We start from the raw sequence: 13,493 nt of genomic DNA, 5'->3' as shown, positions 1-13,493 counted from the left end.
ATTGCGTGCAGGTCTCAGTGCACCAGCATACCGGTGAACCAGTAGGCCTGGGCCAGGGTGATCAGCCCGACGATGGTGGCAAAGAACAAGCTGTGCTTGAGGGTGAAGCGAAACAGGTCGGATTCCTTGCCCACCAGGCCGGTGGCGGCGCAGGCCACGGCGATGGATTGTGGCGAGATCATTTTGCCGGTGACGCCGCCGCTGGTGTTCGCGGCAACCAGCAGGGTGTCGTTCACACCGATCTGATGCGCAGTGGTGGCTTGCAGCGAGCTGAACAGGGCGTTGGACGACGTGTCGGAGCCTGTCAGGAAAACCCCCAGCCAGCCGAGGAAAGGCGAGAAGAACGGGAAGGCTGCACCGGTGCCAGCCAATACCAGCGCCATGGTCGACGACATGCCGGAGTAGTTGGTGACGAAAGCAAAGGCCAGCACCATGCCGATGGACAGGATCGGCCAGCGCAGTTCGTAGAAGGTCTCTTTTAAAGTGGTAAGACCAGTCTTGATGTCGATCTTCAGTACCAGCATCGAGATCAGCGCGGAGAAAAAAATCGCGGTGCCGGTCGCGGAAATCGGGTCCAGCTTGAACACGGCCGGAATCTCAGTGGGGTTGGTCACGATCGGTGCGACCTTGATCACCAGTTGATCCAGGTGCGGGATCGCAAAGTTGAACACCCAGCTGTACATCGAGCCACCGGCGGCGAACATCGCCTTGAACGGCTTGAGGGTCCAGATGGTGACCAGCACCGTGAGAATCAGGAACGGCGACCAGGCCTTGAAAATCTGCACCAGGCTGTAGGGTGAGACAGTCGTGTTGCGCGGCAGGCCGAAACCGCCCGCACTCGCGGTGACCGCAGCGCTGGATGTGGCGCCGGCTATCTGTGCGCCCGCAGTGCGCTTGGGCTGCCAGACTTTCAGGAACAGCGTCAGGGAAATCAGGCTGGCCAGGGCCGAGGTGATGTCCGGCAGTTCCGGGCCGATGAAGTTGGAGGTGAAGTACTGGGTGATGGCAAAGCTCAAACCTGCAACCAGAGCGGCCGGCCAGGTTTCACGCACGCCGCGCAAACCGTCCATCATGAACACCAGCCAGAAAGGCACGAACAGCGACAGCAGCGGCAATTGGCGGCCGGTCATGGCGCCGATCTTGAACGCATCAATGCCGGTCACTTGACCTGCCACGATGATCGGGATGCCCAAGGCGCCGAATGCGACAGGCGCGGTGTTGGCGATCAGGCACAGGCCGGCGGCGTACAGCGGGTTGAAGCCCAGGCCGACCAACAACGCTGCGGTGATGGCCACGGGGGCGCCAAAACCGGCCGCACCTTCCAGGAAGGCGCCGAAGCAGAAGCCGATCAGCAGCACTTGCAGGCGTTGGTCATCGGTAATCGACAGGACCGAACTGCGGATGATCTCGAATTGGCCGCTTTTGACCGTGAGTTTGTAGAGGAACACGGCCGCGACGATGATCCACGCGATAGGCCATAGGCCGTAGGCAAAGCCGTAACCGGCGGCGGCCAGCGCCATGTCCACCGGCATCTGGAAGGCGAAGATCGCCACCAGGATCGACAGCGCCAGGGTGATGCTGCCGGCCACATGCCCTTTGAGGCGAAACACGGCCAGGGCCAGGAAGAAGAATACGATCGGGATGACGGCCGCCAGTGCGGACAGGCCGAGGCTGCCGAGCGGGCTGTAGAGCTGTTGCCAGGTTTGCATATGGGGTGGCCCCTGATTGTTGTTGTTTGGTCAGCTTGGATAATTGGTAATACCAATTTACAATCGCTGTTGGCTAGAGTAAAAGCCTTGCCAGGGGCGTGTCAATTTGCCGCTTGCGAAACTTTGGTCGTAGGTCGGTGTGCAGGGGGCTGATCGGTTGAAAGGAAGGCGTTCTGATAGGTGCCGCAAGCGCTGCGATAGGCCAGAATAGAGCCCCGGCGAGTGGTCGGGATGGTGGAGAGTGAGTGATGGGGTTTGATCAGGTGCGTCAGCGCCGTTTGTCTGACGATATTGTCGAGCAGCTTGAGGGCATGATCCTCGAGGGCACGCTGAAGTCGGGCGAGCGCTTGCCGGCCGAGCGCGCTTTGGCTGAGCAGTTCGGGGTGTCGCGGCCTTCCTTGCGCGAGGCGATCCAGAAGTTGGCGGCCAAGGGTTTGCTCGTCAGCCGTCAAGGCGGTGGCAATTATGTGGCTGAGTCCCTGGGCTCCACGTTCAGTGATCCGTTGCTGCACCTGCTGGAGAACAATCCCGAGGCCCAGCGTGATCTGCTGGAGTTTCGTCAGACCCTCGAAGCGTCTTGCGCCTATTACGCCGCGCTGCGCGCCACGGAGGTTGATCGCGAGCGGCTGACGGCGGCGTTCGAGGTGCTACAGGATTGCTACACCCGCTGCGATGAAGTGAGTCGAGCGGAAGAGGGCGCGGCCGATGCACGGTTTCACTTGGCGATCGCCGAAGCCAGTCATAACGCCGTGTTGCTGCACACCATTCGCGGTCTGTTCGACCTGCTGAAACGAAATGTGGTGACCAACATTGGTGGCATGTACCAGCAGCGTACGGAAACCCGTGACATGCTGATCAGTCAGCATCGGGATTTGTACCTGGCGATTATCGAAGGTCGCGCCGAGCAGGCGCGCGAGGTTTCAACACGTCACCTGCTGTATGTGCAGGAAGTGCTGGAGGAAGTACGTCAGGAAGTTCAGCGCGTGGCGCGTGCGGAGCGGCGCAAGGGGATGTAGCCGAGGGGGGGGGGCGCCCACGGCTGCATCGCAGCAAGGATTATTCTTCCTTGCCCTTGTTGCGCACGGCGCGATGCAGTTCGCGGTTGGAATCACGTTCGCGCTCGGAATCACGCTTGTCGTATTCCTTCTTGCCCTTGCCCAGTGCGATTTCGCACTTGACCAGGTGCTTGCTCCAATACCAGGACAGACAGACGCAGGCATAGCCCTTCTGCTGTACAGCGGCTGCGAGCTTTTCCAGTTCGCGGGCATTGAGCAGCAGCTTGCGCGTACGCACCGGGTCGGCGATCACGTGGGTGCTCGCGGTGGTCAGCGGGGTGATATGACTGCCGAGCAGCCATGCCTCGCCATCCTTGAGCAGCACATAACTGTCGACCAGTTGCAGCTTGCTGGCACGCAGACTCTTTACTTCCCAGCCGGCCAGGACCAGACCAGCCTCGAACCGATGTTCGATGAAGTAATCGTGTCGCGCCTTTTTGTTTTGCGCGATGGTCCCTGTGGGGTGTTTCTTTTGTTTAGCCATAGGGGCGGCATTATAGGGAGTTGCGAGCGTGTCGGCTACGGTCAACCTGCGTGCTTGAGCGTGTTGGATGAATCCCGGACAATGCAGGCAGTTCTCTGGATTTTTTCTTTCGCGGATCGGGCTGTTTTTTCGCGATGTTTGCCTCAGCTGTGGAAATAACGCACACATGACGACGCATATTCAACGTTCAGCGCTGCTGCCCTATCCGGCACAGGCGCTCTATGACCTGGTCAACGACGTGGCGCGTTACCCGGAATTCCTGCCGTGGTGCTCAACGGCCGAGGTGCTGGAAAGCAGTGATGACCACATGGTCGCCAGTGTCGGGGTCGCGAAGAGTGGCCTTAGTCAGCATTTTGTTACGCGTAATGTGCTGGTGCCCGGTAAGTCCATCGAAATGAATTTGCAGGAAGGGCCGTTTACCCAACTGCATGGCGTATGGGTGTTCAAGGCGCTGACGGATAAGGCCTGCAAAATCAGCCTGGATCTTTCTTTTGACTATGCCGGGCCTATTGTGCGGGCGACGTTGGGGCCGTTGTTCAACCAGGCCGCCAATACCCTGGTGGATGCATTTTGTCAGCGAGCCAAGCAACTGCATGGTTGAGATCGAAGTGGTGTATGCCGCCGAGGATCGCCAAGTGTTGCTCGCGGTGTCGGTGCCGGTGGGCACCCATCTGCGTGCTGCAGTGCAGGCGTCCGGTATTGCAGCGCGATTTCCCGAGCTGGATCTAGCGAATTGCCCTTTGGGGATATTCGGCAAGGTGGTTGCGGATGCCGACGTGCGCGCAGTGCAGGCCGGTGACCGTATTGAGATTTACCGTCCGTTATTGGTGGATCCGAAAGAGGTGCGCCGGCTCCGCGCGGCCAAGGCGGCCCGGGCCAAGCAGCAGCACCCATAGGCCAGCCAAATGGCAGGCAACAAAAAGCCCGGCATGCCGGGCTTTTTGTTGAGCGCCGCACACTTACTGCGGGCTGTTGTCCAGAGGCTGCGGCGTCGGGACGGGTACTGTCTCCACCCCGTCGACGTCTTTCTGGATCTTGTCAAGCAAGGAGCCAGGCTTGGCCGGTACTTCGGACTTCGGCTTCTCGCCTTCCTGCGCAGGCGCAGTCACGTTGTTACCGTTATCCTTGCCAAGCAGGGCTTCATCACGGCTTACGCCGGGCATGAAGTCGCCGGACAGGCTGACAAGCTGGTCATTGCCATTGAAGATGACACTGACGCGCTCCTGCTGGCGTTCACCGCCACCTGGTTGCAGGCTGTAGAGATAATCCCAGCGATCGGCATGGAAAGTGTCGGTCAGCAGGGGATTACCCATGATAAACCGTACTTGCCGTCGGGTCATTCCGGGGCGTAACTGGTCTATCATGTCCTGCGTGACGACATTGCCCTGCTGGATGTCGATTTTGTAAACCCCGGGGAATGAACAACCGGCGAGTGCGAGCAGTCCCACAAAGGTGAAACTGGTTAGCAAGAGCTTGGTGTTTTGCATCGGTGGGCGACTTCCACTATCTTGGCTGGGACAACGTAAACGCCGATCATACCCGTATTAAGAGAAGCTGCGAAGCAGCATCCGCGAGAAAGCTAACCATGGTTGAAAATAGCGAACTACGCAAAGCCGGTCTCAAAGTGACTCTGCCACGAGTCAAGATTCTACAAATGCTCGATTCTGCTGAGCAGCGCCACATGAGTGCCGAGGATGTCTACAAGGCGCTGATGGAGTCTAATGAGGACGTTGGTCTGGCCACGGTTTACCGTGTGCTGACCCAGTTTGAAGCCGCTGGGCTGGTGGTTCGTCATAATTTCGACGGCGGTCATGCAGTGTTCGAATTGGCTGACGGTGGTCATCACGACCACATGGTTGACCTGGATACCAACGAGGTTATCGAGTTCACCAGCCCGGAAATCGAAGCGTTGCAGCATAAGATTGCTGAAGAGCATGGCTTCGATCTGGTTGACCATAATCTGGTCCTGTACATCCGTAAGAAAAAGTAACAAGCGCTGCAGATTTACGCTGCAAAACGATCGAAGGCGACCTCAGGGTCGCCTTCGTGCTTTCTATAAAGAAGGAATGTTGTTCGCTCAGGCCTTTGCTGCCACGACCATTTTCTTCGCGTGCGCCAACGACTCCTTGGTCAAATCAATACCGCCGAGCATGCGCGCCACTTCTTCCACACGTTCGGATTTGTTCAGCTTGGACACGGCCGTGTGCGTCGCATCACTGCCGCGTACCTTGTGCACAAACAAGTGTTGATGACCTTGGGCTGCCACTTGCGGTAAGTGGGTGACCGTCAGTACCTGGCCTCGATCCCCAAGGCGTCGCAACAGTTGGCCAACAATTTCTGCTGTCGGCCCGCCAATGCCCACGTCAACTTCGTCGAATACCAGTGTCGGTACCCGGGAGGTTTGCGCGGTAATCACCTGGATCGCCAGGCTGATCCGCGAGAGCTCGCCGCCGGATGCCACTTTTGCCAACGCCTTGAGCGGCTGCCCAGGGTTGGCGCTTACCAGTAGTTCAACCTGCTCCAGTCCGTGGGGTTGCAGCTCGTTGCTGGTGTTGGCGTGCAGTTCGATGGTGAAGCGTCCGCCCGGCATGCCCAAGCGTTGGATCTCCAGCTCTACTGCGCTGGCCAGGCCGGTCGCGGCTTGTTGGCGCAGGTCGCTCAGTTCGCGCGCTTTCTCCTGGTAATGACGAGCGAACGAGGCGAGTTCTTCGCCCAGTCGTTCGATGGACTCGTCATTCGCATTCAGGGTCTCGATTTCATCCAGCAGTTTTTGCTGCATTGTCGCCACTTCGGTGGGCTGGATTCGGTGCTTGCGCGCCAGGGTGTAGATGGTGTCCAGGCGTTCTTCTATTTCCTGCAGGCGTGCCGGGTCGGCATCGAAGTGATCCAGGAAGCGATTCAGTTCGCCGACCGCTTCCTCCACCTGAATCTGTGCACTGGTGAGCAGCGTCGTAGCTTCGCTCAGCGAGCCGGAGGCATTGTTCACGCTCGACAAGCGATTGAGGCTGGCAGTCAGTGCATTGAGCACGTTGCCCGAGTCGCTTTCACTGCATTGCTCAACCACCTGGCGACAAATACCCAGCAGGGTTTCTGCGTTGGTGAGGTTCTTGTGTTCCTGCTCGAGCTGCTCCAGTTCGTTCTCGCCCAGGCCCAGGCTCTCCAGTTCTTCGAGTTGATAGCTGAGCAACTGATGGCGAGCACGTTGTTCATCGCCGGAGTTGGAGAGTCGCTCCAGTTCCTGGCGAGTCTGGCGCCAGCGCTGGGCGGCCAGTTGCACCTGGCGGGCAAGGTCTGTGGCGCCGGCGTATTCATCTAGCAGGCGGCGATGGGTGTCGGTCTTCAGGAGCGACTGGTGCTCATGCTGGCTGTGGATATCGATAAGCAGCTCGCCCAGGGCTTTCAGGTCGCCCAGTGGGCAGGGCGTACCGTTGATATAGCCGCGAGAGCGACCCTCCGCCGTGATAACCCGTCGCAGGATGCACGGGCCTTCATTATCAAGGTCGCGTTCGGCCAGCCAGGTTTCGGCCTCGGGAATATCGGCCAGGTCGAAGGTGGCCAGGATATCAGCCTTGTCTGCGCCGGGGCGCACCACGCCGCTGTCGGCGCGATCACCCAGGGTGAGGCCCAGGGCATCGAGCATGATCGACTTGCCGGCGCCGGTTTCGCCTGTGATTACGCTCATCCCTCGGTCCAGTTCGAGATCCAGGTGTTCAACGATGGCGTAGTTATGTACGGACAGGTGCACGAGCATGACGGCCGCTCCCAGGCTTTAGGTCTGGTTATTTATACAGTGTTTTGTTCGGGGCTGACAATCCTGGCGTTTAGCTCGATTTGCTTGAATAGATGTGTTTTTTAGCGCGCTGAGGAATGAAAGAGCAGGAATTGATCCCGGTCATGGGAAAGACTTTTGGTAACGCCTACGCCCTTGAACCTGGAAATTGTGGCCCCATATACCGGAACAGAAGCGCGAGTTGAGTTCGCGCATGATTTTGAAAGGAGAAAACTATGGCTGACGAACAGACGCAGGATACGCAAACTCCAGACGCCAATTCGGCTGTCGGCGACGAGCTGACAAGTCGCGTGCAAACGCTCGAAGAGCAATTGGCCGCTGCGCAGGATCAGTCTTTGCGTGTTGCCGCCGATCTGCAGAACGTCCGCCGCCGTGCCGAGCAGGATGTAGAGAAGGCTCACAAGTTCGCACTGGAAAAATTCGCCGTTGACTTGCTGCCGATCATCGACAGCCTGGAGCGTGGTCTCGAGTTGTCCAATCCGGATGACGAAAACATCCGCCCAATGCGCGAAGGGATCGAGCTGACCCTGAAAATGTTCCAGGACACCCTGAAGCGTTATCAACTGGAAGCCATCGATCCAACCGGCGGCGAACCGTTCAACGCTAAACATCACCAGGCCATGTCCATGCAGGAAAGCCATGACCTGGAGCCTAACAGCGTGCTGAGAGTGTTCCAGAAGGGCTATCAGCTCAACGGTCGCCTGCTGCGCCCGGCGATGGTCGAGGTGAGCAAGGCGGCACCGGTTGCGCCTTCTATTGATGAGCAGGCTTGAAATACGCTGTAAAGCCCCCATCTATAAGTCAAGCGTTTAAGTGCTACCGCAGTTAGCCACCACTGCTGCGGCAACCAAATTCAAGTTTCGGGAGAGTAAATCATGGGCAAAATTATCGGTATCGACCTGGGGACCACCAACTCGTGTGTGTCCGTCATGGAAAATGGCAAGGCCAAAGTCATCGAGAACGCGGAAGGCGCGCGTACCACACCGTCGATCATTGCTTACGCAAATGATGGCGAGATCCTGGTCGGTCAGTCGGCCAAGCGCCAGGCTGTCACCAACCCGCACAACACTCTGTACGCAGTAAAGCGTCTGATCGGTCGTAAGTTCGACGAAGAAGTCGTACAGAAAGACATCAAGATGGTGCCTTACAAAATCGCCAAGGCTGACAACGGTGACGCCTGGGTTGAAGTAAATGGCGCCAAGATGTCTGCACCGCAGATTTCGGCTGAAGTCTTGAAAAAGATGAAGAAGACGGCCGAAGACTACCTGGGTGAAACAGTGACCGAGGCGGTGATCACCGTTCCGGCCTACTTCAACGACAGTCAGCGTCAGGCCACTAAAGACGCCGGCCGCATCGCGGGCCTGGACGTAAAACGCATCATCAACGAACCAACCGCAGCTGCGCTGGCTTACGGTATGGACAAGGCCAAAGGCGACCACACCGTGATCGTTTATGACCTGGGTGGTGGTACGTTCGACGTGTCGGTTATCGAGATCGCTGAAGTTGACGGCGAGCACCAGTTCGAAGTGTTGGCCACCAACGGTGACACCTTCCTGGGTGGTGAAGACTTTGATATTCGTCTGATCGACTATCTCGTTGACGAATTCAAGAAAGAAAGCGGCATCAACCTCAAGGGTGATCCGCTGGCGATGCAGCGTCTGAAAGAAGCTGCTGAAAAAGCCAAGATCGAACTGTCTTCGAGCAATTCGACCGACGTGAACCTGCCGTATATCACTGCAGATGCCACCGGTCCTAAGCACTTGAACGTGAAGATTTCTCGCGCCAAGTTGGAAGCACTGGTTGAAGACCTGGTTCAGCGCACCATCGAACCTTGCCGCATCGCGCTGAAAGACGCCGGTATCGACGTTGGCTCCATCAACGACGTGATCCTGGTCGGCGGTCAGACCCGTATGCCATTGGTTCAACAGAAAGTTACCGAGTTCTTCGGCAAGGAAGCACGTAAAGACGTGAACCCGGACGAAGCGGTTGCCATGGGTGCTGCCATCCAGGGTGCGGTACTGGCCGGCGACGTGAAAGACGTGCTGCTGCTGGACGTCAGCCCGCTGACCCTGGGTATCGAAACCATGGGCGGCGTGATGACTGCGCTGATCGAGAAAAACACCACGATTCCTACCAAGAAATCCCAGGTGTTCTCGACTGCCGACGACAACCAGGGCGCGGTGACCATTCACGTGCTGCAAGGTGAGCGTAAGCAGGCTGCTCAGAACAAGTCCCTGGGCAAGTTCGACCTGGCCGAGATTCCACCAGCTCCACGTGGCGTGCCACAAATTGAAGTGACCTTCGACATCGATGCCAACGGCATCCTGCACGTTGGCGCGAAAGACAAGGCGACTGGCAAAGAGCAGAAGATCACCATCAAGGCCAACTCCGGTCTGTCTGATGAAGAAATTCAACAGATGATTCGTGATGCTGAAGCGAACGCTGATGCGGATGCCAAGTTTGCCGAGCTGGCTGGCGCCCGTAACCAGGGTGATGCGCTGGTTCACTCGACGCGCAAAATGGTCGCTGATGCTGGCGATAAAGTGACTGCCGAAGAGAAGGCTGCCATCGAAGCTGCTGTCGTTGCCCTGGAAACCGCCGTGAAAGGCGATGACAAGGCAGCTATCGAAGCCAAGATCGAAGAACTGTCGAAAGTGTCTGCGCCAGTTGCTCAGAAAATGTACGCCGAACAAGGTCAGCCAGCTGACGGTGCTGCGCAACAGGCAGAGCCTGAAGCCAAGCACGACGACGTTGTCGATGCCGAGTTCGAAGAAGTCAAAGACCAGAAGTAAGTTGGTCGCCCGGTTGACCGCTATCAAGCGGTGACTGGTAGGATGTCGCCGCGCGGGAGCTTGCTCCCGCGTTGGCGTGTCTGGGGTATGCGAATTTTTACAGCATGCGACAGTCTTCGGATGCTGGCGGTGTGATCGGGAATGCTCCTGCTTTCCGAGCAGTAAATACCGCATTTTTGGCCGGGTCCCTGGCTAAAAGTAGTAATGACCAGGATCGTTGAATTGACGTGAGTTGGGTCCGGGCCTGTATTGGGGCTCAACGAGTTTGGCAAGGCTCAGGAGGGTCTGGCCGAACGTCCTTAAGAGTGCAAAGACTTATGGCAAAGCGTGACTATTACGAAGTATTGGGTGTGGAGCGCGGCTCCAGCGAGACAGACCTGAAGAAGGCCTATCGTCGCCTGGCGATGAAGCATCACCCGGACCGTAATCCGGATAGCAAAGAATCCGAGGAAATGTTCAAAGAGGCCAACGAGGCCTACGAATGCCTGTCCGATCCCAACAAACGGGCAGCGTACGACCAGTATGGCCACGCCGGTGTCGACCCGAGCATGGGCGGCGGCGGTGCCGGTTTTGGTGGCCAGAACTTCTCCGATATCTTCGGCGATGTATTCAGCGACTTCTTCGGTGGTGGCCGGGGTGGTCAGCGTGGCGGCGCCCAGCGTGGCAGCGACTTGCGCTACACCCTGGAGTTGAACCTGGAAGAAGCCGTACGCGGCACCAGCGTCAATATCCGTGTGCCGACGCTGGTCAATTGCAAGCCGTGCGACGGTTCGGGGGCCAAGAAAGGCTCTTCGCCGATCACCTGCCCAACGTGCGGCGGTATTGGTCAGGTCCGTATGCAGCAGGGCTTCTTCTCTGTGCAGCAGACCTGCCCGCGCTGCCATGGCCAGGGCAAGATCATTTCCGACCCATGCGACTCCTGCCACGGCGAAGGTCGTGTCGAAGAGTACAAAACCCTTTCGGTGAAAGTGCCGGCGGGTGTGGATACCGGTGATCGCATTCGTCTGTCGGGTGAGGGCGAGGCGGGTACGCAGGGTGGCCCTACGGGGGACTTGTACGTGGTGATCAATGTGCGCGAGCACTCGATCTTCCAGCGTGACGGTAAGCACTTGTTCTGCGAAGTGCCGATCAGCTTTGTTGATGCGGCGCTGGGTGGCGAGCTTGAGATTCCAACGCTCGACGGTCGGGTCAAGCTCAAGATCCCTGAGGGCACCCAGACTGGCAAGCAATTCCGTATCCGTGGCAAGGGCGTTGCGCCGGTGCGTGGCGGCGGTGCTGGCGACCTGATGTGCCGTGTGGCGGTAGAGACTCCGGTCAACCTGAATCGTCGTCAGCGCGAACTGCTTGAGGAGTTCCGCAGCTCGATGGAGGGTGATGACTCTCACTCGCCGAAAACCGCGGGCTTTTTCGACGGTGTGAAGCGCTTCTTCGGCGACCTGTAAGGAATTGAATATGCGACGTATAGCCGTAATGGGCGCTGCCGGGCGCATGGGCAAGACGCTGGTCGAGGCGGTGCAGCAACGCTCGCCGGCCTCCGGGCTGACGGCGGCGATCGTCCGCCCGGGCAGCACGTTGATCGGCGCGGATGCCGGTGAGCTGGCTTCGCTGGGGCGCATCGGCGTTTCGTTGTCGGGCAACCTGGAGCAGGTGGCTGACGAGTTCGACGTACTTATCGACTTCACCCTGCCGGAAGTGATGCTGAAAAACCTGGCGTTCTGCCGCAAGGCGGGCAAGGCGATGGTGATCGGTACCACCGGTTTGACGGTTGAGCAGAAGCAGTTGCTGGTGGAGGCGGGCAAGGATATTCCTATCGTCTTCGCGGCCAACTTCAGCGTGGGCGTGAACCTGTCGCTCAAGTTGCTTGATCTGGCAGCGCGCGTGCTGGGGGACGAGGCGGATATCGAAATCATCGAGACCCATCATCGCCACAAGATCGATGCGCCGTCGGGCACCGCGCTGCGCATGGGCGAGGCGATCGCTGATGCGCTGGGTCGCGACCTGTCGAAAGTGGCGGTATACGGCCGCGAAGGCCATACCGGCGCGCGTGCGCGTGACACCATCGGCTTTGCAACGGTGCGCGGGGGGGATGTGGTGGGTGATCACACCGTGTTGTTCGCCACTGAGGGCGAGCGCCTGGAAATCACGCACAAAGCGTCCAGTCGCATGACGTTTGCCAAGGGTGCGGTGCGTGCAGCACTCTGGTTGGAAGGTCGCGAAGCGGGTCTTTACGACATGCGCGATGTGCTGGATCTGCACTAAGCAGTAGCTAAAGCGGGGCCTCAAGCTTATGCTTAGGCCCCGTTTTTACCCGCTGAGCGACGCCCTGTCGCATTCCCCTGCCTTTAAGGCTCATTAGCGGTGGACCAAAAAAGCCTTTTTCTGTAAGCTACAGCTTTAGTGTGTCCACTAAAAGCGCGCAGAATAATTCAGTGAAGAAGCGGGGTGACGTGTCCATACGTCACTCCGCTTTTTTACAACCTGCGATCGCCCTTTCAGGCTTTATTTACGGGAGGTCTTCTTGACTAAGCCAGCCATACTCGCCCTTGCTGATGGCAGCATTTTTCGCGGCGAAGCCATTGGAGCCGACGGTCAGACCGTTGGAGAGGTAGTGTTTAACACTGCCATGACCGGCTATCAGGAAATCCTTACCGATCCTTCCTACGCCCAACAGATCGTTACCTTGACCTATCCGCACATCGGCAACACCGGTACTACACCGGAAGACGTCGAGTCTGATCGTGTCTGGTCGGCCGGTCTGGTGATTCGTGACCTGCCTCTGGTTGCGAGCAATTGGCGTAACACGATGTCGCTGTCCGATTACCTGAAGGCCAACAATGTTGTGGCGATCGCGGGTATCGACACGCGCCGCCTCACGCGCATCCTGCGTGAGAAGGGGTCGCAGAACGGCTGCATCATGGTCGGTGACAATATTTCCGAAGAGGCGGCGATTGCCGCAGCCCAAGGTTTCCCTGGCCTGAAGGGCATGGACCTGGCGAAAGTCGTCAGCGTCAAAGAGAAGTACGAATGGCGCTCCACGGTCTGGGACTTGAAGACCGACAGCCACGCGACCATCGAAGCCGCGGACCTGCCTTACCACGTAGTGGCCTACGACTACGGCGTGAAGTACAACATCCTGCGCATGCTGGTGGAGCGCGGTTGCCGCGTGACCGTAGTTCCGGCGCAAACTCCGGCAAGCGACGTGCTCGCCCTGCAACCGGACGGCGTGTTCCTGTCCAATGGCCCGGGTGACCCTGAGCCATGCGACTACGCCATCCAGGCGATCAAGGAAGTGCTGGAAACCGAGATTCCGGTGTTCGGTATCTGCCTCGGTCACCAATTGCTGGCCCTGGCCTCCGGCGCCAAGACCCTGAAAATGGGTCATGGCCACCACGGCGCCAACCACCCGGTACAAGACCTGGATACCGGCGTTGTGATGATCACCAGCCAGAACCACGGTTTTGCGGTAGATGAAGCCACCCTGCCGAGCAACGTGCGCGCCATTCACAAGTCGCTGTTCGACGGTTCCCTGCAGGGTATCGAGCGCACCGACAAGAGCGCGTTCAGCTTCCAGGGCCACCCTGAAGCCAGCCCGGGCCCTAACGACGTAGCGCCGCTGTTCGACCGTTTCATCAATGAGATGGCCAAGCGACGCTGACTGAGCGG

13 protein-coding genes are annotated in these 13,493 nt (G+C 58.5%); 9 read left to right on the top strand and 4 right to left on the bottom strand.

Annotation, left to right across the window (positions count from 1 at the left end):
- Positions 1 to 14: 14 nt before the first annotated feature.
- Entirely contained in the window at positions 15 to 1,709 is a 1,695-nt protein-coding gene (locus AC3WP7_RS27230; protein ID WP_102592709.1) for a lactate permease LctP family transporter, read from the bottom strand.
- Between the two features lie 248 nt (positions 1,710 to 1,957).
- Here AC3WP7_RS27230 and AC3WP7_RS27225 point away from each other — a divergent pair, with 248 nt between their 5' ends.
- Positions 1,958 to 2,725, top strand: coding sequence for a GntR family transcriptional regulator (locus tag AC3WP7_RS27225; RefSeq protein ID WP_092248351.1), 768 nt, complete (start codon positions 1,958 to 1,960; stop codon positions 2,723 to 2,725).
- Between the two features lie 40 nt (positions 2,726 to 2,765).
- On the opposite strand, the gene smpB is transcribed toward AC3WP7_RS27225, so the two are convergent.
- Positions 2,766 to 3,248: an SsrA-binding protein SmpB gene (gene smpB, locus AC3WP7_RS27220; RefSeq protein ID WP_058427663.1), complete on the bottom strand. Its 483-nt coding sequence runs from the start codon at positions 3,246 to 3,248 to the stop codon at positions 2,766 to 2,768.
- 166 nt (positions 3,249 to 3,414) lie between these two features.
- Between smpB and AC3WP7_RS27215 the strand changes: the two genes are divergently transcribed.
- Together AC3WP7_RS27215 and AC3WP7_RS27210 are read left to right on the top strand one after the other, a co-directional pair.
- Positions 3,415 to 3,849, top strand: a complete 435-nt coding sequence (locus AC3WP7_RS27215; RefSeq protein ID WP_071489985.1) for a type II toxin-antitoxin system RatA family toxin — start codon at positions 3,415 to 3,417, stop codon at positions 3,847 to 3,849.
- Positions 3,842 to 4,144 (top strand): RnfH family protein, encoded by a 303-nt coding sequence (locus tag AC3WP7_RS27210; protein WP_102592710.1) that lies wholly within the window; start codon positions 3,842 to 3,844, stop codon positions 4,142 to 4,144. The genes AC3WP7_RS27215 and AC3WP7_RS27210 overlap by 8 nt, the downstream gene beginning before the upstream one ends.
- Before the next feature lie 63 nt (positions 4,145 to 4,207).
- On the opposite strand, the gene AC3WP7_RS27205 is transcribed toward AC3WP7_RS27210, so the two are convergent.
- Positions 4,208 to 4,735, bottom strand: coding sequence for an outer membrane protein assembly factor BamE (locus AC3WP7_RS27205; protein WP_102592711.1), 528 nt, complete (start codon positions 4,733 to 4,735; stop codon positions 4,208 to 4,210).
- Between the two features lie 98 nt (positions 4,736 to 4,833).
- On the opposite strand from AC3WP7_RS27205, the gene fur reads away from it, so the two are divergent.
- Positions 4,834 to 5,238: a ferric iron uptake transcriptional regulator gene (gene fur, locus AC3WP7_RS27200; protein ID WP_003194220.1), complete on the top strand. Its 405-nt coding sequence runs from the start codon at positions 4,834 to 4,836 to the stop codon at positions 5,236 to 5,238.
- 87 nt (positions 5,239 to 5,325) lie between these two features.
- Here fur and recN read toward each other — a convergent pair whose 3' ends face one another.
- Positions 5,326 to 6,999, bottom strand: a complete 1,674-nt coding sequence (gene recN / locus AC3WP7_RS27195) for a DNA repair protein RecN (RefSeq protein ID WP_071489988.1) — start codon at positions 6,997 to 6,999, stop codon at positions 5,326 to 5,328.
- Between the two features lie 254 nt (positions 7,000 to 7,253).
- On the opposite strand from recN, the gene grpE reads away from it, so the two are divergent.
- The 5 genes from grpE to carA all read left to right on the top strand — a co-directional run bounded on the left by grpE (position 7,254) and on the right by carA (position 13,485).
- Positions 7,254 to 7,811, top strand: a complete 558-nt coding sequence (grpE, locus tag AC3WP7_RS27190) for a nucleotide exchange factor GrpE (protein WP_093125925.1) — start codon at positions 7,254 to 7,256, stop codon at positions 7,809 to 7,811.
- Between the two features lie 102 nt (positions 7,812 to 7,913).
- A complete protein-coding gene (gene dnaK, locus AC3WP7_RS27185) occupies positions 7,914 to 9,830 on the top strand; it encodes a molecular chaperone DnaK (protein WP_092248363.1) in 1,917 nt (638 codons plus the stop codon).
- Between the two features lie 317 nt (positions 9,831 to 10,147).
- A complete protein-coding gene (gene dnaJ, locus AC3WP7_RS27180) occupies positions 10,148 to 11,272 on the top strand; it encodes a molecular chaperone DnaJ (RefSeq protein ID WP_071489991.1) in 1,125 nt (374 codons plus the stop codon).
- Positions 11,273 to 11,282: 10 nt separating this feature from the next.
- Entirely contained in the window at positions 11,283 to 12,089 is an 807-nt protein-coding gene (gene dapB, locus AC3WP7_RS27175) for a 4-hydroxy-tetrahydrodipicolinate reductase (RefSeq protein WP_092248366.1), read from the top strand.
- A 259-nt stretch (positions 12,090 to 12,348) separates the two neighbouring features.
- Positions 12,349 to 13,485: a glutamine-hydrolyzing carbamoyl-phosphate synthase small subunit gene (gene carA, locus AC3WP7_RS27170; RefSeq protein ID WP_071489993.1), complete on the top strand. Its 1,137-nt coding sequence runs from the start codon at positions 12,349 to 12,351 to the stop codon at positions 13,483 to 13,485.
- The last annotated feature ends 8 nt before the right edge of the window (positions 13,486 to 13,493 follow it).

This window comes from Pseudomonas sp. FW305-3-2-15-C-LB1 (genome assembly GCF_058787615.1).
Note: the sequence above shows the minus strand (reverse complement) of the source record. Positions and strands in the feature narration are given on the sequence as shown.

Coding starts and splice junctions, on each gene's coding strand:
- AC3WP7_RS27230 (WP_102592709.1), bottom strand. CDS start 1,709: ATGCAAACCTGGCAACAGCTCTACAGCCCGCTCGGCAGCCTCGGCCTG.
- AC3WP7_RS27225 (WP_092248351.1), top strand. CDS start 1,958: ATGGGGTTTGATCAGGTGCGTCAGCGCCGTTTGTCTGACGATATTGTC.
- smpB (WP_058427663.1), bottom strand. CDS start 3,248: ATGGCTAAACAAAAGAAACACCCCACAGGGACCATCGCGCAAAACAAA.
- AC3WP7_RS27215 (WP_071489985.1), top strand. CDS start 3,415: ATGACGACGCATATTCAACGTTCAGCGCTGCTGCCCTATCCGGCACAG.
- AC3WP7_RS27210 (WP_102592710.1), top strand. CDS start 3,842: ATGGTTGAGATCGAAGTGGTGTATGCCGCCGAGGATCGCCAAGTGTTG.
- AC3WP7_RS27205 (WP_102592711.1), bottom strand. CDS start 4,735: ATGCAAAACACCAAGCTCTTGCTAACCAGTTTCACCTTTGTGGGACTG.
- fur (WP_003194220.1), top strand. CDS start 4,834: ATGGTTGAAAATAGCGAACTACGCAAAGCCGGTCTCAAAGTGACTCTG.
- recN (WP_071489988.1), bottom strand. CDS start 6,999: ATGCTCGTGCACCTGTCCGTACATAACTACGCCATCGTTGAACACCTG.
- grpE (WP_093125925.1), top strand. CDS start 7,254: ATGGCTGACGAACAGACGCAGGATACGCAAACTCCAGACGCCAATTCG.
- dnaK (WP_092248363.1), top strand. CDS start 7,914: ATGGGCAAAATTATCGGTATCGACCTGGGGACCACCAACTCGTGTGTG.
- dnaJ (WP_071489991.1), top strand. CDS start 10,148: ATGGCAAAGCGTGACTATTACGAAGTATTGGGTGTGGAGCGCGGCTCC.
- dapB (WP_092248366.1), top strand. CDS start 11,283: ATGCGACGTATAGCCGTAATGGGCGCTGCCGGGCGCATGGGCAAGACG.